This is a genomic window from Pradoshia sp. TA40_28 (genome assembly GCF_059694525.1).
On sequence record NZ_JCATZO010000005.1, the window covers coordinates 218,929 to 243,837 of the forward strand.

Annotated in this window: 20 protein-coding genes and 1 pseudogene; 2 read left to right on the top strand and 19 right to left on the bottom strand. The window is 36.0% G+C overall.

Going from position 1 to position 24,909, the window contains the following annotated elements:
- Positions 1-109 precede the first annotated feature (109 nt).
- From AC58NB_RS08820 to AC58NB_RS08865, 10 genes are all read right to left on the bottom strand, one after another.
- On the bottom strand, positions 110-646 hold the full coding sequence (locus tag AC58NB_RS08820; RefSeq protein WP_497426455.1) for a hypothetical protein: 537 nt from the start codon (positions 644-646) through the stop codon (positions 110-112).
- Positions 647-662: 16 nt separating this feature from the next.
- On the bottom strand, positions 663-1,382 hold the full coding sequence (locus AC58NB_RS08825) for a hypothetical protein (RefSeq protein ID WP_497426456.1): 720 nt from the start codon (positions 1,380-1,382) through the stop codon (positions 663-665).
- A gap of 586 nt (positions 1,383-1,968) precedes the next feature.
- Positions 1,969-3,756, bottom strand: coding sequence for an excinuclease ABC subunit C (locus AC58NB_RS08830; RefSeq protein WP_497426457.1), 1,788 nt, complete (start codon positions 3,754-3,756; stop codon positions 1,969-1,971).
- 1,379 nt (positions 3,757-5,135) lie between these two features.
- The gene (locus AC58NB_RS08835; RefSeq protein WP_497426458.1) at positions 5,136-6,425 is read right to left on the bottom strand and encodes a hemolysin family protein; all 1,290 of its coding nucleotides are present in this window, start codon (positions 6,423-6,425) and stop codon (positions 5,136-5,138) included.
- A 262-nt stretch (positions 6,426-6,687) separates the two neighbouring features.
- Positions 6,688-8,127: a glycoside hydrolase family 1 protein gene (locus tag AC58NB_RS08840; RefSeq protein ID WP_497426459.1), complete on the bottom strand. Its 1,440-nt coding sequence runs from the start codon at positions 8,125-8,127 to the stop codon at positions 6,688-6,690.
- The gene (locus AC58NB_RS08845) at positions 8,115-9,695 is read right to left on the bottom strand and encodes a response regulator transcription factor (RefSeq protein WP_497426460.1); all 1,581 of its coding nucleotides are present in this window, start codon (positions 9,693-9,695) and stop codon (positions 8,115-8,117) included. Before AC58NB_RS08845 ends, AC58NB_RS08840 begins: the two co-directional genes overlap by 13 nt.
- Positions 9,696-9,697: 2 nt before the next feature.
- The gene (locus tag AC58NB_RS08850) at positions 9,698-11,416 is read right to left on the bottom strand and encodes a cache domain-containing sensor histidine kinase (RefSeq protein ID WP_497426461.1); all 1,719 of its coding nucleotides are present in this window, start codon (positions 11,414-11,416) and stop codon (positions 9,698-9,700) included.
- A gap of 6 nt (positions 11,417-11,422) precedes the next feature.
- Positions 11,423-12,271 (bottom strand): carbohydrate ABC transporter permease, encoded by an 849-nt coding sequence (locus AC58NB_RS08855; protein ID WP_497426462.1) that lies wholly within the window; start codon positions 12,269-12,271, stop codon positions 11,423-11,425.
- Positions 12,272-12,283: 12 nt separating this feature from the next.
- Positions 12,284-13,159, bottom strand: a complete 876-nt coding sequence (locus tag AC58NB_RS08860; RefSeq protein ID WP_497426463.1) for a carbohydrate ABC transporter permease — start codon at positions 13,157-13,159, stop codon at positions 12,284-12,286.
- Positions 13,160-13,228: 69 nt separating this feature from the next.
- The gene (locus tag AC58NB_RS08865; protein ID WP_497426464.1) at positions 13,229-14,509 is read right to left on the bottom strand and encodes an extracellular solute-binding protein; all 1,281 of its coding nucleotides are present in this window, start codon (positions 14,507-14,509) and stop codon (positions 13,229-13,231) included.
- A gap of 466 nt (positions 14,510-14,975) precedes the next feature.
- Between AC58NB_RS08865 and AC58NB_RS08870 the strand changes: the two are divergent.
- Both AC58NB_RS08870 and AC58NB_RS08875 read left to right on the top strand, forming a co-directional pair.
- A pseudogene (locus AC58NB_RS08870) lies at positions 14,976-16,027 on the top strand (IS1595 family transposase).
- Positions 16,028-16,174: 147 nt separating this feature from the next.
- The gene (locus tag AC58NB_RS08875) at positions 16,175-17,083 is read left to right on the top strand and encodes a DUF2268 domain-containing putative Zn-dependent protease (protein ID WP_497426465.1); all 909 of its coding nucleotides are present in this window, start codon (positions 16,175-16,177) and stop codon (positions 17,081-17,083) included.
- Between the two features lie 239 nt (positions 17,084-17,322).
- On the opposite strand, the gene AC58NB_RS08880 is transcribed toward AC58NB_RS08875, so the two are convergent.
- Genes AC58NB_RS08880 through AC58NB_RS08920 form a run of 9 tightly spaced genes read right to left on the bottom strand, consistent with a single transcriptional unit; the run spans position 17,323 to position 24,891 of the window.
- Positions 17,323-17,952, bottom strand: a complete 630-nt coding sequence (locus AC58NB_RS08880) for a precorrin-2 dehydrogenase/sirohydrochlorin ferrochelatase family protein (RefSeq protein ID WP_497426466.1) — start codon at positions 17,950-17,952, stop codon at positions 17,323-17,325.
- Entirely contained in the window at positions 17,933-18,685 is a 753-nt protein-coding gene (locus tag AC58NB_RS08885; RefSeq protein WP_497426467.1) for a sirohydrochlorin chelatase, read from the bottom strand. The genes AC58NB_RS08880 and AC58NB_RS08885 overlap by 20 nt, the downstream gene beginning before the upstream one ends.
- A gap of 16 nt (positions 18,686-18,701) precedes the next feature.
- On the bottom strand, positions 18,702-19,478 hold the full coding sequence (gene cobA, locus AC58NB_RS08890; RefSeq protein ID WP_497426468.1) for a uroporphyrinogen-III C-methyltransferase: 777 nt from the start codon (positions 19,476-19,478) through the stop codon (positions 18,702-18,704).
- Positions 19,479-19,480: 2 nt separating this feature from the next.
- Positions 19,481-19,699, bottom strand: coding sequence for a DUF3906 family protein (locus AC58NB_RS08895; RefSeq protein WP_497426469.1), 219 nt, complete (start codon positions 19,697-19,699; stop codon positions 19,481-19,483).
- A complete protein-coding gene (locus tag AC58NB_RS08900) occupies positions 19,683-21,314 on the bottom strand; it encodes a nitrite/sulfite reductase (protein WP_497426470.1) in 1,632 nt (543 codons plus the stop codon). The genes AC58NB_RS08895 and AC58NB_RS08900 overlap by 17 nt, the downstream gene beginning before the upstream one ends.
- A gap of 15 nt (positions 21,315-21,329) precedes the next feature.
- Complete coding sequence (gene cysC, locus AC58NB_RS08905; protein ID WP_497426471.1) at positions 21,330-21,929, bottom strand: adenylyl-sulfate kinase; 600 nt, start codon at positions 21,927-21,929, stop codon at positions 21,330-21,332.
- A gap of 13 nt (positions 21,930-21,942) precedes the next feature.
- Positions 21,943-23,088: a sulfate adenylyltransferase gene (sat, locus tag AC58NB_RS08910; RefSeq protein ID WP_497426472.1), complete on the bottom strand. Its 1,146-nt coding sequence runs from the start codon at positions 23,086-23,088 to the stop codon at positions 21,943-21,945.
- A 24-nt stretch (positions 23,089-23,112) separates the two neighbouring features.
- A complete protein-coding gene (cysP, locus tag AC58NB_RS08915; RefSeq protein WP_497426473.1) occupies positions 23,113-24,168 on the bottom strand; it encodes a sulfate permease in 1,056 nt (351 codons plus the stop codon).
- A gap of 15 nt (positions 24,169-24,183) precedes the next feature.
- The gene (locus AC58NB_RS08920; RefSeq protein WP_497426474.1) at positions 24,184-24,891 is read right to left on the bottom strand and encodes a phosphoadenylyl-sulfate reductase; all 708 of its coding nucleotides are present in this window, start codon (positions 24,889-24,891) and stop codon (positions 24,184-24,186) included.
- Positions 24,892-24,909: the final 18 nt, after the last annotated feature.

Below are 24,909 nucleotides of genomic sequence, written 5' to 3' on the forward strand. Positions count from 1 at the left end.
ATATAGGTTATTATGGTTCCTTTAAATACGATTTTTATACTTATGGGAACTTAATTGGATAACCTAATTACCACCTTAGAATAACATGCAGATTAAGGTGATAACCCATTTAACATCTATTTTTTACAAGACAGTTAAAACAAAGGCAATCATTAGTTCGGCAACAAGCAATTCTCTTTAAATCAAAAGTTTCTATCTCACCGTATCTTTTATATTTAAAATTATCTTCCCACTCTCTTTCAATTAGAATAGATTCAAATGAAAGGATAAAACTTCTCAGGGACCCTTTTATTTTAAGATTATGTTCATTTGCAATCTGTTTCACTTGTTTTTGATTCATTTCTCTATTAAAAAACCATAAAGCATCATTTTTCATTGGACTAAAGTACCAGATAAATAGATGTTCAAGAACATCTATTGGATAAACTTCTCGGTCAGCAACGATAACACGCATATATTTAATATTGTCATTTAGCTTTCCATGTTCACCATAACAGTGACTACTAATTCGGTCCTTAAAATCATCATTACACTTACCTATGTAATTAACCGCTCCCCAAAAATCATGGAAGATATATAATCCTTCTATTCCTAATAAGGATGTAACATTAAAACCTTTCGAATGTGTATATGGCTTCTTTGCCATAGTATCCCTCTCTTTTTCATGTAATGTTCGTACTTTTTAATAACTTTATAAGTTTCTTTTCTCTTTTAATTATTCTCCAATGATTACCGATTTGGACATAATTGAGAGAATAAATACCTACAATAGTATCATTAGATACTTTAATTTTTTTATCATGAACTAAAAACATACTGCCATTAACCGTTTCTTCAAAGAGGTCTCCAAGCCATATTAACTTGTTCAACTTTATTTGCGCATCATGGAAGGTCATGGATGGCTTATTAAACAATCTTCTGTATTCTGTTAAAACAGGTACATCTAAAAAGTAGTCAGGATAGTTAGGTATATTACTATATAGCTTTCTATTAACAGAAGATACCGCATACGATTTTACAAATTTATTTCTATAGCTAATATAATGAGCCACATTCCACTTTCTAGGTATAATTTGAACTCTTATTTTTAAGTCTCTAATAGTTTCTTTTATACCTATAGGGATAAATTTATACATCTTACTTTTTTTATTATTCAATTGTGTCTTAAGCACTTTTGAATCAATCAAAATTACTCCTTTAGCAAAATGATAGTAATCTAGAAATGATATTAACTCGGATAATGCTAATCCCTCTGCAATGTTATTATCACTCTCATCAACTATTATTCTTCTACTTATTGTACTTCTATCTTCAAAAACAACATGGAAGGCTATAGCTGTCTCTGTAGCTTTTACCGATGCATCTGTATAAGCAATAAACATCCAACCACCTCCTCTAATTATTTACATAATCATTATAAAGTGAGATGAATTCTTCGTCCAGTATTTTACTTTTTTAATATAATTATCCAAAATCATTGCAAATTCTTCTAATTTGAAGATTAATGCTTTTACAAATGTTGTTATCAAGGCTATTTTACTTTAAACAATTTCATTGCAATAAAAAAAGAATAGCTAATAAGCTATTCTTAAATATAAATTTAATTTAAATACTAGGTATTTTATTCACAAATCAATAAACAACTAAGTATATATTTCGTTGTTAATAAAATATCACCAATGCCAAGAGCTTTTGAGATTACTGCTACATTCGCCCCTTTTCATACATGGTACTAGCAAAATCTCTTCTCAAAGCATGAGGAATTATATTTTCAAACAATACATCCTGAACATTTATTTGACCGCTTTTGAATATTATTATGGCCTGGGGATATTGCTATATCATCACCATTCTTTATAATTAAAGCCAGACAATTTCCCTTCTTATACTCTCTTCTGATAATTAATTTATTTATTAGTAAGTAAAATAATACTGTAGCACATTCAACTTTCGTCAGTATGTTTATTACTACTTTCTAGCTTTATTCAAAGTTAAATTTTTACGTTTCTTAAGTTTAAGTAATTTCTTCGTAAGTAGTATTTGTTCTACAAATTCATTATTTTGTAATCCTTCATTTATAATACATCTTTTTAAACAATTGACCGATTCTGAAACATCAATATTAAATCTAGTCTCTTCATCAGTTATTTCCTTAATTTCATCCATCACAACCGATAAGTCAATCAACTTTTTATCTCTTAAAGAATAATCATTTATCCCATGCTTATATTCAGATTGAATAGATATAAAAGAGTTATCTATTTCATGATTTATTAAACTAGAAATATTAAACGGTGTTCTCTTAAAAACAAACATTTTATAAAAATCTTTTTCAAAATACTCTATTCCAGACTTACAATTTCTTGTGGTTTCATTATCAATATAGTACTCATTTACTGTTTTATTTCCTTCATAATCAACGTAACAATAATCAAGCCTAATAATAAATGGTTCTTTATTATATTCTATACTTTTATTTATTCCATTATTTGAAATATATATCTGGATATGACAGGTATTTAATAAATGATTACCTTGATTTATTTTTAATGAAAGATTATTTGACCTATCTCCTAAAGGGAAAGACTCATATTTACAAGTAGGAAATATCATTTTATATCTTTTATGTATATTTTTGTTCAATGTGTCTTGCCGTAAACGGCAAGCCTGAAGATAAAGATTATCTTCATGATTCATTACTAATAATGTTTTTTCCACATTTTTTATATTATCATCAAAAACTTCATAAAAATCTAATTTACATTGTTTGCTTTTTAAATACTTGTTAAAACGTTCTCTATATTTATCTTTTTCATTTGATAATATACTACGAAGAAAATTGTTTATCGGTGTTTTATTTGTATACATTTTTAGTTCTTTAAATTTTTCTATTATTTCTGTTCTTAGTAAATTTTCTGCTTCGCTATATTTCTCTTCAGCAATTTCTTTAAGTTTTTTTGATTTATTTATTTTTGCTTCTATAATTTCAATTTCACTTTTCAATTTACTTTCTTCAATATCAAGTTTATATGCTTTCTTTAATTCATCAATCTGTAATTTTACTTCGGTATATCTTAGAAGTGTCTTATTACTTAGTGAATCATTTCCTTTTATCAAATAGGAAATATGATTTGGAAAGGCATGTTCAAAATTAAACCTTGTAAATCCATATTCATAATAAGAATATATTCCTTTAGCATCTTCTAGTACTATACTAAAAAAATCATCTATTACTGAATCACTAACATGTGATTTTAGAGATAAGAAATGAAGCTCAATCGTTTTTAGAAAAGAATTAAATTGGTTAAAGCCAAAAAAAGAAGGTAATAATTTTTGAAAGTACTCCTGTTCTTTTTCATCTAAAAATTCTTCTTCAACTTCCTCTATGATAGTCATACGGAAGTCTTGTAATGTATTTTTATGTTCTATCATATATTTAAAAATTTTACATGCTTTAAATCGTCCATCATAGAAAGAAATAGATTTTGAAAAAAAATAGTTATAATACTCATCATAAGTAAGTCTATTCAAAGCAAGTATTTCGGAAAAATGTTGTTTATATCTTTTTTGTATATCTTTTGATTTTCCTATATAAATTGGAACAATCTTTTTCGAAGTGAAGTTATCTATATAAATCATATAAATGCCTGATATATTATGTTTCGTCTTTGGTGTTACTTCTCTATGTAAATTCACCTTTATCAATTGTTTTACTTGTTTTTTTATTTCATCAATACTTTTCACACCAACATCCATAATAATATTCCTCCTAGTACAGAGAATATTTCCTGATAACTCAATTATATCTTAAGCTCAATATTATATTGATTTATTATGATTATTACAAAACAAATAGATGAGTATCCACTTGACTGCCTTCATTAATAGAGATATAGTGATAATAACTCAACGCAGGAGAATTTTTCTGAGGATAACTATGGGATATTGAAAAAGGTAAACTAAGAGACATTTTGATATAGAAAACCATTCATACCAATGGTTTGAAGCGTGCTGACATATGCAACAGTTTCCTAAACTGTAGGTCGGAGGTTCGAATCCTCTCTGGGACGTACAAAAAGCACCTTCCGCTATATTAACGTTTGTCAATCAGATGACATTTGTTTAATATTGCGGATTTTTTTATATCCTTTGACATCCGAAAGACTTACTTCCACCGTACATAGTACAAAAATAGAGGATTCTGAATGATGAAACGTAAGTATATTGGCGAAAGAGGAGCAACAGATAATTACTGAAGGTAACGAACTAACGATGGCCAAAATACTTCCCTATAGCCATAAAGTTATTCCTTAGCAGAAGTACTCGATGTATTCAATCATGCTTAAGAAATTGATGGTACACCCTAGAACTATTGATGAGTATAGACATCATATTAAATACTTATGTGTATTCCTGGCGAAAGACCCAAATGAATATAACGGTGATGACCTAACCCCACAGATATTTCGTGATTATTCTCCTTTTATTCATTTAAAACTATTTTAATTATCCTGAAAAAATGGGTATGTATTAATAAGTAATTATTTTCTATCATAGAGGTGGCTAAGATGGATAAAGTCAGTAATGTTTTATTAAAATCTTTAGTTGCTGCTTTATGGACATATGTAATTTTCGATAATTTCATCTTAGATCAGGAGTATATTACCTGTTTTGTAGAATTATATTTCTTCATCAGTATCATGTTTTATCTGTATTCTATAGCAAAAAATGCAATAAGTTTTTCTTAGTCCTTGTTGGCTTACTTATATTGTTTATACAATTTATGTCTAAAACATTCCCTTCATTTATGGCAAGTGATATAGTCGCAAACTTAGTTGTATACGGCTACTTCGTAATTGATTTATGGAGTGCTATAAAGAACTTATTTAATAGTATAAAAAAAATTAATTCTCCAACGCAAACCCATTGATTGCTTGATCCCTTTCTTTTTATACTCGAGACTCTGGATTAATGGACAGTTTGGATTTTCAGGATTCTGAATTTACTTTTTATAAGGAATACCCTTTGATATCTTTCACGTAGTAGGAAACTTCATGTTTTATTGTTTTAAATTGTATAAAAAAAGATGACCTCTCATTAGGCCATCTTTTTTTGTTGATTTTTGGAATTTCACATTATCTTTCTTCCTTTTCTATTTCCAATCTTGTAATCAACACTTTATCTACTCGGGCACGATCCATGTCCACTACTTCAAGTTGCAAATCACCCACTTGAATGGTGTCCTTGGTTTTCGGGATATAACCAATTTTATTTATAATAAATCCACCTAATGTGTGGAAGTTTTTACTTTGGTTAAGGATCGTAAAGTCTTCCAAATCAAAATATCTTATAAAAGTATCAATCGAAATAAGACCATCTGCCAACCACGAGTTTCTATCTCTCTCTATAATTTGCGGTTCTTCTTCATTATCCTTTTCCGGCATTTCACCAATAATATTTTCCATAATATCATGAAGGGTGACAAAACCCTCAATTCCCCCATACTCATCAATAATTATGGCTTCATGCTGGCCTGATTTTTTTAATGTTTCCAATGCCCGAAACACTTTCATTTGTTCTGGCAGGACGAGTGTATCTTTGACAGAATCCCCTAAAGAAAAATTCTCTCCTGCCACAATTCTTGATAAAAGATCTTTTTTATGAATGATTCCTTGAAAATCATCTAAACTTCCGTTGCCGACAGGAAATTTGGAATAATGACTTTCATTAATTTTTTTCATATTTTCTTCAAACGAATCCTCTAAATCAATGTAAACAAGCTGCGTACGAGGTGTTAAAATATCGCTAATACGCTTGTCCCCTAAATAGAAAATTTGTTCAACCATATCTTGTTCTATTTCTTCAACAATCCCACTATGAACACCTTGTTCAATTAATTGGGTTATTTCTTCTTCGGTTACATTCGGTTCATTTGTGGGTTTTATTCTCAATAGTTTCAATGCAAAATCAGTAGATTTACTTAAGAACCAAATAATTGGGCGTCCGACTTTTGAAAAATAATACATTGGTTTTGCTACTGAACATGCCACTTTTTCTGGATTTCCCATACCAATCCGTTTTGGAACTAGCTCACCAATAATTAATGATAAGTAAGTTGATAGCCCAACAACTACGATAAGACTTAGCTCATAACTAAAAGAAGCAAGAATGTTAATTTGTTCTATATAAACAGCTAGCTGTCTCGCAATGGTTGCACCACCAAAAGCACCTGTAATTACTCCAATAAGTGTGATTCCAATCTGAATGGTCGACAATAATTGATTTGGGTCATCCGCTAATTTCAAGGCATAACTAGCACTGGAATTTCCCTCATCTCGCAATTTTTCTAGTCTGTTCTTCTTAGATGTAACAATTGAAATTTCGGTCATAGCAAAAATACCATTTGCCACGATAAGTATTAACAAAATGACAATTGAGGTCCAAATACTGTCCAAAAAAATCTTCACCGTTCCTTTATCAAATTTTTCACAGAATAGTATAACGCATACCATACCATATAGTCTATTTCCGCAGCAAAAGAATACACAACCGTAAAAAACATCAACTAATATATGTCTGTATCTTTTGCAGAAGTATTTAATATATACTTTTTAAAGACTGTTTTCATATTTATTAACCTGATTTCATGCGTGTGTGGTCAGAAGCATGCTGGACTGTCAAACCAATTTATTTATATAAATCATCATTCTCGGCTTCCAATTGTTTAGTTTCAATTAATTGCTTGTACCAGTAAGCAGACTTCTTAAGCGCTCGATTTCGATTATCCTCTAAATTGATTTCGACCAGACCATAGCGGTTTTTGAATGCATTCATTGGTGAAACATTGTCGGTGAATGCCCATAACATATACCCTTTACAATTGGCACCTTCTTCGACTGCCTTTAAGAGCCATTTCAAGTGCTCACTGATAAATTCAATTCGGTAATCGTCCTGAATGATTTGTCCTTCATTCTTAAATCGGCCTTCATTCTCTACACCCATTCCATTTTCAGCAATAAACCATTCAATGTTTCCGTACTCTTCTTTTAATCTGATGGCCATATCAAACATAATTTGCGGGTAGATTTCCCAGCCTCGATATGGATTCATTTTCTTACCTACCAGCTCGTGTTTTTCATAATAATATTCTGGATGGAAAGGAGTTTCTTCATTCCATGCCGTTGTCCGTGCTTTGACACGGTGCGGGAAATATAGATTAATACCTACATATTCAATCGTATTTTCGTTAATAAGTTGAAGTTCTTCAGCTGTATGTTCAAAAGTAATATCGTGTTTTTCCATTAACTCAAATAATTCCTGTGGATACTCACCCTTAATCGCTGGATCCAGGAATACTCGATTGAAGAAAAGATCATACATTCTAGCTGCTTTTTGGTCATGTTCAGAAGATGAACGAGCATAGGTAACTTCTGGGTTTAGAATTGTTCCAATTTTAGCTCCTGTTTTATCTTTTAATCCCATTTCCTTAAATAATTTCACCACTTTAGCAGTAGCAAGCCCTTTGTTATAGTTCCATTGCATCCATTTTTTTGTGTTTTGCTCATATGGCCAGCGAATGGCATCTAAGTATATGCGTGTTTGGACAACAACAGGCTCATTAAATACAAACCAATGTTTCACACGATTCCCATATCGTTCAAATACTTTTTCAGCATATTTTACAAATAAATCAACTACATGTTTTGAACCCCAACCCCCATATTTTTCAAATAAATAGGCAGGTAATTCATAGTGTTCTAGACAGATCATTGGCTCAACATTATTGTTAATTAATTCATCGATAACGTTTCCAACATAGCTGGCATATTCTTCATCAACAACAGCATTCTCATAATCCACTAAAAAACGAGACCAATTGATCGATGTTCTAAAATGGGTCAGGCCGATTTCCTTCATATAACTGATATCAGTTTTATAGCGATTGTAAAAATCAGTTGCACCGGCGGGTCCAAATCCGTTATGCCAAACATTTTTATTCTTTTTATACCATAAGTCTAAGTATGAATCTTGAAACTCTTTTTTATCAGTCCAACCTTCCGTTTGCCATGCTGAAGATGACGCTCCCAAAATAAAATCCTCTGGTAGATTCATTGTTATTTTTTCCATTTCTCATCTCTCCCCCATTTTGTAGTCTTGTATGTTTGTAAGCTTCTATACTTCCGATAGTCCGTCGCCGTCATTCCTGTAAATTTTTTAAAGACCCCAACAAAATACTTATATTCATGGAATCCTACTTGTTCCGATATTTCATTTACTTTAAAGGGAGTCTCCGCAAGCAATATCTTCGCTTCTTCAATTCTTAATTGGTTAACGTATTCATTAAAATTAACGCTTGTTTTTTGCTTGAATAGAGAACTAAAGTAATTTGGCGATATATTAATAACCTCCGCTACTTCATGAACTTTAATGTTCGTTCTGTAATATTCATGTATATATTCCTTCGCATGATCGATTAACAAATCTTGTTTGTCTACATTTTTTAACTGGGATTGTTCCTTACGGATAGTAGATAGATCCTGATAGAGAAGCTCTTCCAGTAATTCATACGAGTTGTAGACATGAACATTTACACTCTGATTGTAATAAAAATCCTGTTCTACCTTTCTCCCACCCAAAGACTCATAGTGATTCAAGATTTTATTGAGCAGCACCTTGCAAGTTTGAACAACTTCTTCTAAGAAAAATTGATTCACCGAAAAGTATTCGAATAATTCAGTAATCAAAAAATGCACGTCCGCATCTTTCATCTGGATAATAGCATCTATGAATGGCTTTTCTAGTTTAGTTGGATAGGATGAATCTGTAGTCCGACTCAATTGATTGGAAACGACAATACTGGAGCTATTTGTAAAAGGCAAAAATCTTCCTGTATCAACTAGATCAGTAAGTACAGTCTTGAGTTTTTTAATAGGAATCCATTCATCATTCCATACAAATTGAAGTGTGAATCGATCATTCCACTTCAAATTTCGCAGCCTATCTGACGGCACTTTCCGTCCATCTTCACTAATAACACAGGTAACTAAGATATTTTCTTCCGTAAAAAATGAATAAGAAGCAAGACCACAAGCATGCAGCCCACTTTCGATCGCCTTTTCCCATTCTCTTAGAAACTCTTCGTATTCCGCGGCCGATAAATTGTTTATTTTCCGTATATAATTTTGATGCATACTAATAAACGTATAAATCAGGATGCCATTGTATGGGTCTGATTTAGTTTGTAAATTTGATAGTTGTTGGAGGATCGCATTTCGCAATCCTGTTTCGTTCTGGTCTTTTTTTTGCTGCTGCTCTTGCTTAATTTTGTTTGTTATATTTTTAACATTCTCAACAAGCTCATTAATATTAACCGGCTTAAGTAAATAATTCTCCACCCCTAATTTGATGGCTTGCTGGGCATATTCAAACTCGTCAAATCCACTAAGAATGATTGTTCGAATATGAGGATAGTTCACATACAAAAAACTGGCCAGCTGCAATCCATCAGCCTTTGGCATTCTGACATCTGTAATAACAATATCAATATTACCATATTCTGCAATCTTCTGGATGGCATCATCTCCGTCATGTGCTGTATCCACCACTTCTACATGAATAGTTTCCCACGGAATTGTTTCCCGTAACCCGCGTGAAATAATAGGTTCATCATCCACGATTAACATTTTAAAAGTCATGATTAACCACCTAAATTCTCCATGTTTTTTGGGTCCCATATCAGCGGAAGGATAAGCCTTACCAATGCTCCGGATTCAGGTTCTAACATCAGTAATCCAAACGGTTCTCCTAAAACAATCGATAAACGTTCTTTTAGGTTTTTCATTGCATAACCAGAATCTTGCTTATCTTTTTCAACCCCCCAACCGTTATCCTTCACATCGATCCATAACTGACCTTCCACTTGATAACAGCGAATAGTAATGATACCTTGTCTCGGTAATTCTTTGAAGCCGTGCTGGATGCTATTCTCAACTAGTGGCTGTATAAATTGTTTCATGATATAAGAGCGTTTGATTTGTTCATCGATGAAAATAAAGAAAGCCAGACGTTCTCCTAAACGACTTTTTTGTAATTCTAAATATGATTCAATATAGGCCATTTCTTCTTCTATTGTAACCCATGTTTTCCCATTATTCAGATTCATTCGAAATACTTTTGCAAGTTGTTCAATTTGTTGACCTGTTTCCATCGCATTTTCCAGGCGTGCTGTCCATCGTATCATGTCTAAGGTATTGTAAAGAAAGTGTGGATCTATTTGATTTTGAAGCGCCTTTAATTCAGATTCCTTTTGTCTAATAGTCAGCTTGTATTCAGTATCAATATGTCTTTGGATTGTTTTGACCATTTTATTAAATTGCCTACCCAGTTGACCGATTTCATCATTTGTAGAAACGTCCACGTTCGCAGAGAAATTCCCTTTCTCAAGCTGTTTTGTTTGGTTGGTTAATTCAATCACTCTTTTTATATTGGAGCGATAGAATCCATAAAAAGCGAAGATTCCACATAATAGAAGAAGAAAAATCATAGTACTGATCGAATTTCGAACGGTAAATAGTTCCTTGACCAAATCCTCCTCATTTACAATCACGATAGAGGTCCAATCGGTCCCACCCAGCTTCTTTTTGACAGCTTTGTAGTCATGGCTGTTAATTTTAAAGTCGTAAGCTAAGTTATCACTATGATTTGCCCAATCAACAAAAGCAGAATCATTGTATTTTTTTCCTAGTAACTCTTGATTGGAATGAAGAATAATTTCACCTGACTTTGACATGACCAGGTACGTTCCTTGTTTGACTTCTAAATTTCTCTTGATTTTTTCCTGATCGAGACGGATTCTTACGCTGCCAATCGGGTGATTAATTTTATTTAGGTCATTAATAACTCTTGAGAGGCTGATCACATATTTTTTTCCGTCCCATCCACTTGTAACCCCATAGGTATCACTCCACACCGGAGAACCATTTCCTTCTATAGCAGCCTGATCCAATTTATCCTCGTCTCCAAAAACGGGTTCACCAAATGCCAGTTCCTCACCATTGCTTCCTCTTAACAAGATGGAGGATATATACTCATTTGACATCAACTGAAAAGTAAAATAGCCTTTAATCCCTTCCATACTGCTTTCATCAGCAAAGGTGGTTTCTCCTGAAGTTTTAAAAAATGCTCGGAAGTCCTCGCTGTAAATCATATAGGAAGACATACTTTCCACATCTCGAATGATGGACAAAAGGCTCTGTTCATCTTTATCTAGCATTTCAATGATATCTTCTTCCAGCTGACTTTTAAGCACTTCCGTTGTTTGGTAATAAATAAGTACTCCAAAGCAAACTGTTGGAAGTGTAATGAACACAAGAAATATGATGATAAACTTCCTTTTTAAGCCCCAATTTCGAATCATTTTCATCTACCCTTTTACGGCACCAGCTGTCATACCTTTCACAATATTCTTTTCAAAGATCATGTAGAAAATGACTATTGGTATCAAAGACATCGTTAATCCAGCCATTTGTGCACCATAGTTGGTTGTAAATTGACCTGCAAAGTTTGCTAAACCAAGAGGCAATGTTTGAAGCTCTGGGTCATTGATTAACACCAACGCAAATGAAAATTCATTCCAATTATAGATGAAATTAAGAATCACAGTTGTTGCGATTGCTGGGCGTGACATAGGAAGAATAATGGACCAAAATATCCTGAAAATCCCGCATCCGTCCATGATCGCAGATTCTTCAATATCCTTAGGAAAGCCTTTCATAAAGCTAGTTAGAATAAAAATCGTAATGGGTAAATGAAAAGCGATATAGGGAAAGAGTAAGGTGATGGGTGTATTCAATAGTCCTAAGTTTTTCATTAAAATAAACATGGGTACTAGTGTGGCATGGATTGGAATTAATAATCCAAAAATGAAAAATCCATATAACCACTTACTCATTTTGAAATCAAATCGAGATAAGAAATAAGCTGCTAAGGCCCCGATAAAAACGGTTATGACAGTTGCCGTTACTGTAATAAAAATACTATTTTTAAATAGGACGCCCAAATTGGCAATGTCCCAAGCGGCAGTATAGTTATCTAGTAAAAATTTCTTTGGAAACCCAAATTGGTTTATTGCAAACTCCTTTTCAGATTTAAAGGAGTTGATTGCCATCCAAAGGATTGGATAAACATTAATGATTGCAAATAGTATTAATGCCAAATAGATGCTTACTTTTTTGAAGCTTCTTTTCTTAGGTATTTTGTTTGTCTTCACCACGATCCCCACCTCCTAAATCATTTTCTTTCCCAGTAATTTGTTTACTATCGCGATTAAGATAAGACTAAAGAAGAAAATAAATACTGACACAGCACTGCCATACCCATACTGTAATTTTGTAAATGTTTCATTAAACATATAGAGCGCCATCACATCTGTTGAGTGGGCCGGACCGCCATGTGTCATGACATAGATTAAGTCAAATGTTTTGAGACTACCTGCAATACAAAGGGTGATGGCAACGAGAATGGTTTCCCAAATCATCGGAATCGTTATCTTCCAGGTTGTAGCCCACTCCGAGGCCCCATCCATTTTAGCGGCTTCTAAGACTTCCGAAGGTACATTTTGTAAGGCGGCAAGAAAAATAATTAAATATAGACCAACGAACTGCCAAACGACAACGACTAAGACAGAAACCATTGCCCACTTTGTATCTCCTAACCAATTTTGCGCGAGTGACTCTAGCCCAATGGATCGCAAGAATTCATTGATTAATCCATCACGGGAATTGTAAATCAAACTCCACGTTAAGGAGATCACAACGGTTGATAAAACAACTGGTAAAAACCCAATTGTTCTAAATAATTTAGCTCCCTTAAGTTTACGGTTCAATAAAAGGGCAAATAACAAAGCTAGCGGTACCTGACCTAATACAGATACTAATACTACGTATATATTATTTTTGACAGAGTTCCAAAATAGGGAATCCGCAAATAACTTTTTAAAGTTATCTAATCCTACAAAGGTCATTTCATTGAATCCATTCCAATCCATGAAAGAATAATAGAAGGATTGGAGAATCGGATAAATGGCAAAAACAACATATAGTAAAAAAGCAGGTAGTATGCCTAATATAAACGCCCCTTTACTCTTCTTAGTCAATTTCATTTTTCTTCCCCCCTAAACATTCACAGGTTACTTAGATGCAAGTAACCTGTGAAAGAATCTATAAACTTTTTATTTACTTTTGTTTGCTTTCTGCATCTCACCCGCTAATTGTTCAGGTGTTTTGTCACCTAAAGTAATAGATTGCAAACCATTGTTAATGATATCAGTCAGTTCTGGAGTCAGCTTGGCATCATATACAGGTACTAATCCACCTTTAGCAAAGCTATTAGCATCCTGGAATATTTGTGGAATACTGTCATCCATCTTAACATCAGCAGGAACGATAATATTCGCTTTGATTAAGCCTTGGTATAATTCATCACCATAGTAGTATTTTAAGAATGTGAAAGCAGCCTCTTGCTCTTCTTTACTTAACTTGCTATTAACTGCAATCCCACCGCCAGCAGCACCTGCAATCTTTGTAGGATTTCCTTTTCCACCTTCAAATGTAGGGAATGGCGCTACACCAATGTTATCCATATTTTCTACACTGTCTAAGATTGGACCAATTGCCCATGAACCAGCAAAGTGCATTGCTGCAGTTCCTTTAATGAATTCGTTACGCGCTTGAACTTCATCAAGAGTATTCATATCCTCATTAAATGCTCTTGATTTTGTTAATTCGTCAATAACAGATAATGCACTGACAAATTGCGGGTCTTTAAAACTGCCATCTCCGTTTAAGGTATTCTTTAAGAAATCACTGCCAGTAAAGCGGTCAGCCATTGTAGAAAGGTACACGGATTGTAATGGCCAGATTGCCTTGTTTCCTAAAGCAATTGGAGTCGTTCCTTTATCATTAAGTGCTTTTACAAGTTTTTTAAATTCCGCATATGTTTTTGGGAACTCATCATAACCTACAGCTTTAAGCAGGTCTTTATGATAGTAAATTAAACCTGTAACACTTATGTTTGATGGGATTGCGTAATAATTATCTTCAAATGCATAATCTGTTAGAATGGAATCGGGAATGACTCCATCCCAGTTCTCAATAATTGGGTTTAATGGAAGGATAGCTCCGCCTTCGGCAAGAGGCTCTGTTCTCGCTCCAGGCCATACACGCATCATATCAGGCAGTTGATTTCCTGCAGCTTGCGTTCTTAATTTTGTTTCATATTGGTCATGTGGTATGGCCTCTACTTTAACCTGAATATCTTCGTGTTCTTTATTGAATTTAGAAATAATGTCTTTGTATAGCGTGTTTTCCGGTCGATCTTCGGTCCAGTCAGTCCAAAGTGTAAGCTCAATTGCCCCGTCCTTTGTGGATTGATCTACTTTGTTATCATCACTACACGCAGCTAAAGCTAACGCTGTCAGTACCCCCATTAGGACCAAACCTAATTTCTTCATTCATAGTTCCCCCCTTTTTAAATATAAAGCGCTTTCAAATATCATTATAACGCTTATATTTTTAATGAAATATCCTACAAAACTATAAAAACATCTAATAATCTCAGGGTATAGTGTTTTGTATTCTGTGGTGGGGGTTGAGTATCTGATACAAAATGAAGGAAATGAAACGAGTGGAACTTGATTTGTTAGTCGTATAGGATAATAGCAGACTACTGAACCTTAAGAAAAAAGATGGAGCTGGCCAGTCCAATTGTTGAATCAGTTACGTCCACCTAAACCATTTATTGTTAATTAATTCTACCATAATTAGGTTAAATGATTTAATCAATCCTTTCCTCGCTCAACTTTTTTCACTGAAAATCGCTGTCCTTCCTTTCCTTTGCATATTCATTATCAATAATAATTGGCTTTTTCTTATAACGAACAAACGTTCTATAATGAAGTCATCAAATATAAGTTGGTGATGACTGTGAAAGCAAGGGATATACTTAAAGCCATTCAAAAACTGAATCCAGCGGAAAAACATCGATTACGGGAATATTTAATTGATGCTCTTACTGCCTCATCATCCACAGGAACTGTACTGGAAGAGATTTCAGAACGTAAAAATAGGAATGGCTATCGGTGTCCCGATTGTGAGTCAGAACAAATTGTACGATTTGGAAAATATTCTTCTATCGTAGATGGTGAAGAAATTAAGAAACAACGTTATCGCTGTAAGGCTTGTAAAAAAACTTTCACTGACCTCACCAATACGGCATTATATCGAACCCGTCATCTCAATCGTTGGATAAAGTTTATAGAATGTATGATAGAAGGTTATTCGCTTCGTAAATCAGCAGAGTTGATTGGTAACGTCACTCACGTCACATTATTTTATTGGAGGCACAAGTTCCTAACAGCATTAAAACAAATGGAGATCCCAGATTTCCAAGGTATCGTTGAAATGGATGAGACTTATTTCCTTTATTCTGAAAAAGGGCAAAGAAAGATTAAGGATAGAAAACCACGCAAACGGGGCGGTTCCGCAAAGAAACGTGGGATAAGTAACGAACAGGTATGCGTCCTGGTCGCAAGAGACCGTGACAAAGTGACCTTCTCACAGACGTTAGGCATGGGACGTTTAACCAAAGAACAATTAAACTAAGCAATCAGTCATAAACTTTCCAGCGAGAATGTGTTATGCACCGATGCTTGGCATGCTTTTAAAACCTATGCTACCGAAAAGGATATATCCATTTACCAGTTTAAGTCTGACGGTAAAACTCGCACCAAGGGTCTATATCACATCCAAAATGTAAACAACTACCACCGAAGATTGAAAGGATGGATACAGCGTTTTAACGGTGTGGCGACCAAGTATCTGAACAATTACCTTGCGTGGTTTCAAGTATTAGAGAGCATCCATCATCAGCGAAATGAGGTTACGGTAAAAATGATATGATGATAAAAGGGAACTTAATTCCAAATATAGAAACGTATGATACACTTAGATTATCTAAGTTTACTGTATAGAAGTTATATCTTTAATTAACTATGTGATTAAAGTTTTCTTGTATATTCATTTAATAATACTGATAGACGTATCAAGAAAAATGAATAATGAAATTCTTACATTAACGGAATGTCAAAGATTAAGCTATTAGATAAGGAGGAGAAATTATGGAAAAAGTAACAATCAACTTGATCAATAGCTTAGATTTCTATGATAAGTGTTTATCAGGGAATGTTAATGAGAATTCATTTCGTTTTGAATTGATGCAACCAATGAAAACGATGTGGGATTATTTAAATGTACCGTTAAAAGCAACGCAATCCAATGGATACGATGTTGTTATGGCATCGGAAATGTTAGGGATTTGGACTCCAAGAAAATCTATTCAACAAGTTAAGGATAATCTGCCAAAACTTATAGAATCTAAAATTTTTGATGATTATCAAGAAGTGTTTGTAAAAGGAATTTACGAATTTGAAAAGATAGATTATTTGATTCCTCTGAAAAAAATCAATGTAAATATTCTTTTAGGGGATGAAGATAGTCAAGAAATGAAAGTAAATAAAGGATATTCAGGTTTCGGTGGAATACCAGGATATATTATGCTAATGGTTATTCCTAATGACTTTAATAAGAAACGTTTAAAATCTGCTCTTGCACACGAATTTAATCATAATGTTCGTTTTACATTTGAACCATTCAATCACGGAGATGTGACTGTCGAAGAATATTTAGTCTTGGAAGGCTTAGCTGAATGTTTTGCTGAAGAAATGTACGGAGTAGAGCTTATTGGACCTTGGATTTCAGATTTTGACAAAGAAGAGATGGAATACTCAATTGAAGTGATAAAAGAGGGGCGAAAAACTAAAGGTTTTGGTGAAGTATCAGCTTATCTGTTTGGGGATGAGGTTGCTAAAAAACGAGGGTATCATCCAGTTGGGTTATCAGAGAATGCTGGATATACAATTGGTTATCATTTAATTAAACAATACTTAGCCAACAGTCGAAAAAGTATTGCCGAAGCGACGCTGACTCCTACTGAAGAAATAATTAGAGTCTCTAAATTTTTCAATTAACCGAATTTAAAGCAAAAGTATTGAAAATAAGGTAAATCAGTTGATGTTCGATTTGTGAACCTCTGTACATCCTAAGGTAGCGATAGTTCAATGAGACAATAACGAACAGGACTTCCATCAAATTGGAAGTCCCGTTTTTCTAATAAATCAACATTCATCTTTAACAGAGTAATAAAAAAAGATGCTCCTGCAAAATAGCAGAATTCATCTTCTTGAAATAACCTAGCTTTTGCTTTGAATTACCTTTTTAGCTCCTCCAACATGGTTTTTTCTGCAATCTTCTCCAGTGTTAATCCGTCACGAACCCATTTATCCCTATATTCATCCTCAAGAATCTCTAAAAGGATTCGTTGTTTTTCCTCAAATGGGATTTCAAGCTGCTTAACGGTTTGCCTCATTTCATTAAGCCATGCTGTATAGCTAATCCATGATTCATCAAATTGTTGCTCAAGCTCTTTTTTTAGCTTGCGTGTCAATTTTGGACTGGCTCCGTTGGAGGTGACTGCAATTTGTAAATGGCCACGCCTAACAGTAGCAGGGAACGTTACGTTTCCATCTCCTGACTCGTCGACGACACAAACTAATTGATTAGCAGGCAGAATACGGGCTAACGAAGCATTTACTTCCCTATTATTAGTTGCTAATATCACTAGCATGGCCTCATGGAAATCACTTGGCAAGGCCGCCCGTTCAAGCAACGAATAGCCATGATCCTCAGCAAGCTGACGTACTTCCTCTGATATTTCAGGAGCGATAAAGCTAATATCTGCCTGTTCAGCCGAGAGTACCTTAGCCTTTCGTGCTGCAACTCTTCCTCCTCCAACAATGATGATTCTCTTTCCCTTTAAATCAATGATGAGCGGCTGCATACTGTACCTCCTCATTTCTAACTCTTTTTGTCATGATTTCTAGCATTGTCGGATGTTTTCCAAGAGCAGGAGTAAGTATGACAGACTCACCATTCTTATTTCTCTTTTGAACCTCTGCTCTCATTTCAGACAAAAGCAGCCCTTCAAAAAGGAGATAAGGGACGACGATTACTCTTCCTTTCGCTTCCCCGCATAGGTGTTCCATTCCTTCTAGAAATGTCGGCGTTGTCGCAGCTAAATAACAAACATGCACATCGTTTGTCTTAAGCCTGGCGCTAACCCCATTAGCAATCTCCTTAAAACTTTGATGGATGGCAGGATCACTGCTTCCCCTTCCGACAATGAGGATAGAATCTTCCTCTGATGCCTTTGGTACCGTATCCTTAATAAGCTCAATCATCGCATTCAAAATGTCATCATGAACACCAAACGGTTCTGCCATTTCAATCGGGATATGAGGATACTTATGTCTTAACGGCTTAAGTGCCTGGGGTATATCCGTTTTGATATGGCCTGCGGATAAGAGAAAAACAGGGACAACACAAATGGATGTTGCCCCTCTTTCGACACAGCGAGTAAACCCCTCATCAATGAACGGTTTAGTCAGCTCCAAGAAACTGATTTCTTGTATTTCTGCACTCACTGCCTCGATGACACGATTCAGGAATGCCTTCGCCTCATCTGCTCCTTTTTTAGAACGTGTTCCATGGCCAATATAAAGAATCGCTCGCATCCTAGCCCTCCTTTTCTTATCCGTGGACGACCGGCAAATGAGGAAGAATTTCTTCCTGAAACCAGTTCAAACGATAATGCAGACGCACCACTTCACCTATAATGATCATACTTGGATTAGCTATTTCGGCTTCCTTCATAATACCTTCAATGGTTGATAAGGTCCCTGTAACTGTTCGCTGCTCGGCATATGTTCCCCAATGAACAAGCGCAATTGGTGTATCAGAAGATTTACCTGCATTAAGCAGCTTTTGAATGATAGAAGGAAGATGGGTTACGCCCATATAAATACAAATGGTATCGACTGCCTTTGCAAGGTGTTCCCATTGTTGTTCAGCCTCCTTATCCCCCGCCTGATGACCTGTCACAAAGGCAAAACTTTTGCTTAAAGTTCGATGTGTTACTGGTATACCTGCATAAGCAGAGGCTGCAATTCCGGCGGTAATACCCGGCACAATTTCAAAGGGCACTTCACTTTTCGCACACTCTTCTGCCTCCTCGCCGCCACGCCCAAAAACAAATGGGTCACCACCCTTTAACCTGACGACGCGATGCCCGCGCTTAGCATACTTCACCAGAAAGTGATTAATTGTTTCCTGTTTCATTGTATGATAATTAGGTAGTTTTCCGCAGTACACGAGCTGAGCATCCTTCTTCGCATAGTTCAATAATTCCGGATTGACAAGACGGTCGTAAAGGATAACATCTGCTTCCTGTAAACAGTGCATCCCCTTTATTGTAATTAAATCAGGATCGCCCGGTCCCGCTCCAACTAAGTATACTTTCCCTACCATCCTTACCACCCTCTCTCATCAGCATCTAAAATAAATCCGGCATTTTTGCCTATCCGTTTCTTCTCCCTTAAGGTCACATCTTTTACAACTGGCATCTTCAAATAAAATTTCTCAAGTTCCACATCCAGATGTTTAAACGCTTCCTCATCAGTAGCAGCCACAATAATTGCCATAACCTCTTTCTCTATGAAGCTCACTTCAAACCTATATAGAAACGCCATTTGAACCAACTCCAAGAATGGAATCCAGTGTCTTTTGAAAAGCAGCCAATCCAATACGCTGCTTAAAATCATAAAAGGATTCACCTGCAAACTTTTCTTCTCTAAAATAGGTTAATAGCTTCAAGAGAACACCCGTCAAACTCTCAACTGGAATTTTACCTTTTAGCTTTTCATTAAATTCTCCGCCAGCATTAAGGGTTCCGCCGACATAGATTTCATAGGCTTCCACCATTTCTTTATTGGTATTTCGCATCTTCATACCCTGCAATCCAATATCAGCAATTTGCCGCTGACCGCAAGAATTTGGACAGCCTACCATATGCATACGAACCGGTACGTCCAATTGAATTTTTTGATCAAGTTCTTCTGCGATTAATCGCATCCGCTCTTTTGTCTCCACCAATGCAAGATTACAATATTCAATGCCTGTGCAGGACACCGCATGACCGATAAATGAATTTGGCTTAATCGTGATCCTCTTAAAAATCGGTTCATCTAACAAAGCATCTACATTTTCAGTTGGGATATTCGGAATAATTAAATTCTGTGAGTTACATGTACGAATCTCTCCATTCCCATATTTATCTGAGATTCTTGCAAGCTCGAAGACTTCATCTGCATCAAGGCGTCCAACTGGCACATTAAATCCCAAAAACTTTAGGCCTTCTTGCTTTTGATCATGTACGCCATAAAAATATCCGGCATTCCAGTCTCCCACCGGCTCTTCTCCTCGTGTTGACAGTGGACCGGTATGCTCTTTAATTTTATCCAGGAATTTTTCTGGTCCCCAATCTGCCATCAGAAATTTCAATCGAGCCAAATGGCGTTTATCCCGGTAGCCGTAATCACGGAAAATAGTCGTGACCGCTACTGCAACTTCTAATGTTCGCTCAGGTTCAATGAACACATCAAGTGTCTGAGCCAAGAATGGGCGAGAAGATAAACCGCCGCCAAGTTTCAAATGAAAGCCTTTCTTTTGAACTACATCTACTTCTTTAACCGCTGGAGTGAAAGATATACAATTGATTTCGGCGTTAGCTGCATTGTTTAAATTTGTACTGATTGACATTTTATATTTTCTCGGCAAATTGGAGAAATCCTCATTGTTTTGGAAGAAGTCAAAGACTTCCTTTACGATTGCTGATGTATCAAACAACTCATTTGGATCAATTCCCGTGATTGGATTACCGACAATATTTCTTGTAATATCTCCGCAAGCTCCAACACTTGATAATCCAACTGCCTCTAACCGATTAAAAATATCCGGTATCTGTTGAATCTCAAGCCAGTGAAACTGGATAGCCTGACGAGTTGTAATATCAAAGACCCCACGTCCGTAATCACGGGCAATCTCAGCAAGTACAACCGACTGTTCTTTTTTAAGGATGCCTGATGGGACATTCACACGCATCATGAAATAACCATCTTCCTTTGGACGTTGTAAATAAAGACCCGCCCATTTAAACAAATCCCATTGATCCTTCGGAATGGAAGCAAAACCTTTTTGAGCATATTCAGGGATATCATCCAATATGCGAAGACCATCCTTTTCAAGCTTTACTACTTCTGTTTTATTCAATTTCTCGTTATTCGCCCAAAACTTTTCATAAGCCATCTCATCAATCCCCCCTTAAATTATTTTCTTCGATACTAGATAACTAGCAATTTGACTTACCGCTTCGTCTATTCCTACTTTATTTGAATGAATAATAATCTCTGGTTCTAGTGGTGCTTCATACGGGGAATCAATTCCTGTAAAATCCCTGATTTCCCCGCGGCGCGCCTTCTCATACAGTTGTTTCGGGTCCCGCCGTTCACATTCTTCAATCGGACATTCCACGAATACTTCAATAAATTCTCCTTCGTCAAATAAAGAACGAACCTGTTCACGATCAGAGCGAAATGGTGAAATAAAGGCAGATGTCACAATTGTTCCGCTTTCAACAAAGAGCTTCGCCACCTCTCCAATACGACGGATATTCTCTTTTCTATCGGAATCTGAAAATCCAAGATCCTTATTCAGACCATGGCGAATATTATCGCCATCAAGAACATATTCACTTATTCGTTGTTCATATAAAAAGCTCGAGAGCGCATTGGCAATCGTTGATTTTCCGGAACCAGATAGTCCCGTAAACCATAAAACACAGCTTCCATGCCCATTCTGCACATGCCGCTCTTCTTTCGTAATAGCCGTTTCATGCCACGTTATATTGGTTGCCTTCTCCACAAATAGTTCCCCCTCACACACTCTCTTTTTCTTTCAAGCCTTCAATAAGTACTTCTACCACTTCTTTACGACTGAAAGTCGATGGCGGAAGCTGCCCTGAGCGTAATAATTCTCTCACCTTTGTACCTGAGAGAATGACTCGGTCTTCACGGTTGTGCGGGCATGTTTTATCTGATGCCATTCCCTCACATTTCTGACAGTAAAAACTATGTTCAAAAAATAATGGCTTAATGCCAAGCTCTTCCTCCGTAAACTCATTAAAAATATACTGAGCATCATATGTACCGTAGTAATCACCGACTCCAGCATGATCACGCCCTACAATAAAATGGGTACAGCCAAAATTTTTACGCGCAATTGCATGGAAAATGGCTTCACGTGGGCCAGCATACCTCATCGCAGCTGGATAAACCCCTAACTGAACACGCTCTTTTGGATAATAATTTTCCAAAAGTACACGATAGCTTTTTAAGCGAACATCTGCTGGGATATCATCTGATTTCGTTTCCCCTACAAGAGGATTCAAAAATAGCCCATCTACTGTCTCAAGCGCCGCCTTTTGAATATACTCATGCGCACGATGAACCGGATTTCTCGTTTGAAAGCCAACAATCGTCTTCCAGCCCTTTTGTTCAAATAACGCACGCGTCTCTTTTGGCTCAAACCAAACATCTGCTGCGACATTTTTGTCTGCCTTTTTGAAAAGTACAATATCACCGCCCGCATAATAGGAGCCTCTCTCATACAAACGCCTAACACCCGGATGAGCATCCTCTTCTGTTTTATAAACCTCTCTGGCTTCTTTAGATAAATCAGGCTCATATATTTCAGAAACTGTGATAACTCCAACTGTTTCTCCATTAAAAATGAGTCTAATCGTTTCTCCCTCTTCAATCGCTTCCTTATCCTGCTCTGATACCGGCAAGGTCACGGGAACAGACCATACAATTCCATTGGCCAGCCTCATCTTCTCCACTACTGATTCATAATCTGCCTTGTTCAGAAAACCAGTGAGCGGGCTGAATAGTCCTACTCCAATTAGCTCTAGATCGCTGTAGCTTATTGCATCAATCTTTATCTTCTTTTTGATCGTTGAAGTATCATAATCAGGATTATAAGCAGAAATTAGCGTTCCTCCGTGTGGTTTTGGCAAAGACAAGTAATCTCCCTCTTTCATTATTTTTTATTTTGTCAGTAAGATGTTTTCCTTTTCTTTTTTGTTTAAATATTTCACACCAAATACAGAAATAAGCAGTCCAACCATGATGACAATTGGATACATATTTTTTTCGATTAGTAACTGAATGAGTGTGAAGCAAAGAACCATGGAAAGAACAGGCGATACAACCCAAACAGTCAGTAGTCTGATAACAATATCCTTCTTCAGTACACTAACTCCTTGCTTAACAAAGCCGATTCCAATAATGGATGAGGTTGTGATCTGTACCAATGGGACGGGGATACCAAAAATCGACGCCACCATCACAATCCCGGCTCCTGTACCGGAAATGATACAACCCTCTTCTAATCGTAGATCGGTAATTTTCTTCCCATTTGTTTCAAGTACTCCCCGACCTAAAAGGATAGCCCCAATCGCTACAAATAGACCTCCCCAAAAAATACCTGAGCCCGTGGATAAAACATTTGCTCCTACTAAAGGCCCCACGGCATTTGCTACATTGTTCATTCCCGCTGAAAAAGCTTCAAACAATCCCATAATAACGACCAATACGGCTAAGATTGGCTTAGCTTTTTTTGATTGCACCCATTTCTTTACAAAGGGAAGTTGTAGAAACTTCCCTGCTAAAACTGCCACAGTAAAGGCAATTAGAGGAGTCAAAATCCAAAACATAAATATCCATGCAAAGCTTTCCACATAAAGGGTTTGATAAACAATGCCCACTCCTACTATTGAACCGACTGTTACTTCACTGGTAGAGAGTGGAATAGCTAAGATATTCGCTAGAAACAGGGATAAGGCAGCCGATGCAAGCACGATAAGCGCAATGGAAATCGTAAAACTTTCCTTAGGAACAATCCCGCTTCCCAATGTTTTAACAACTTCTCCTCCGCCTAGCCAGGCTCCGAAAAATACTGCTATCCCGCACAGTATTAAAGCGATGATTGGTTTCTTGATAACTCCAGATCCATAAGAAATACCCATGGATGCCGCAGCGCCGCTTGCTCCAATATTCATAGCAAAGAACAAACCAATCACTACGGCAACAATCGTTAACATGCCTCTCTCCCCCCTTTACTCTGTGTGAAGTCCACATTCGTTTTTTCCCGTTCCGCTCCATCTACCTTTCCGGCTATCTCCTCCATCAAGAACAGCTTGTGTGCATGGGAAGCATCCTATACTTGGATAGCCCTGATCATGTAAGTGGTTATAAGGAAGATTACGCTCATGGATATACGCCCATACCTCGTCCCATGTCCAATGAATAAGCGGACATATTTTGATATTTTCAAACTTTTTATCCTCATTAAAAAAATTCGTTCTTGCCCTGGTTGGAGACTGTTCTCGGCGCAGACCAGATATCCACGCTTCCTTAGACATCAAGGTTTCTCTCAATGGAATCACTTTGCGGATTTCACAACATTTGTTTGGCTCTCTTTTCCACAGGGCTGACCCATATTGTTCTCTTTGTTCATCAAGAGTCATTTCTGGTTGTTTTCTCTCAATCTTTAACTCTTTAAATCTCTCCTCGATACGGTTAATGACATCATATGTTTCCGGAAAATGAAGACCTGTATCTAAAAAAACAATGGAGGCATCTGGTTTAACTTGGCTAATCAAATCGATTAAGACAATTGCTTCTGCACCAAAGCTTGATGCATAGACGATTTTGTTTTCGCTAAACATTTGATACGCCCATTCAAGAGCAGTCTTTGCCCCCTTTGTTTCATCCTGTATAGAAACTGAATCCGATAACTTATGCCAATTAATCGATTGAATCATGAAGCAATATGCCCCTTT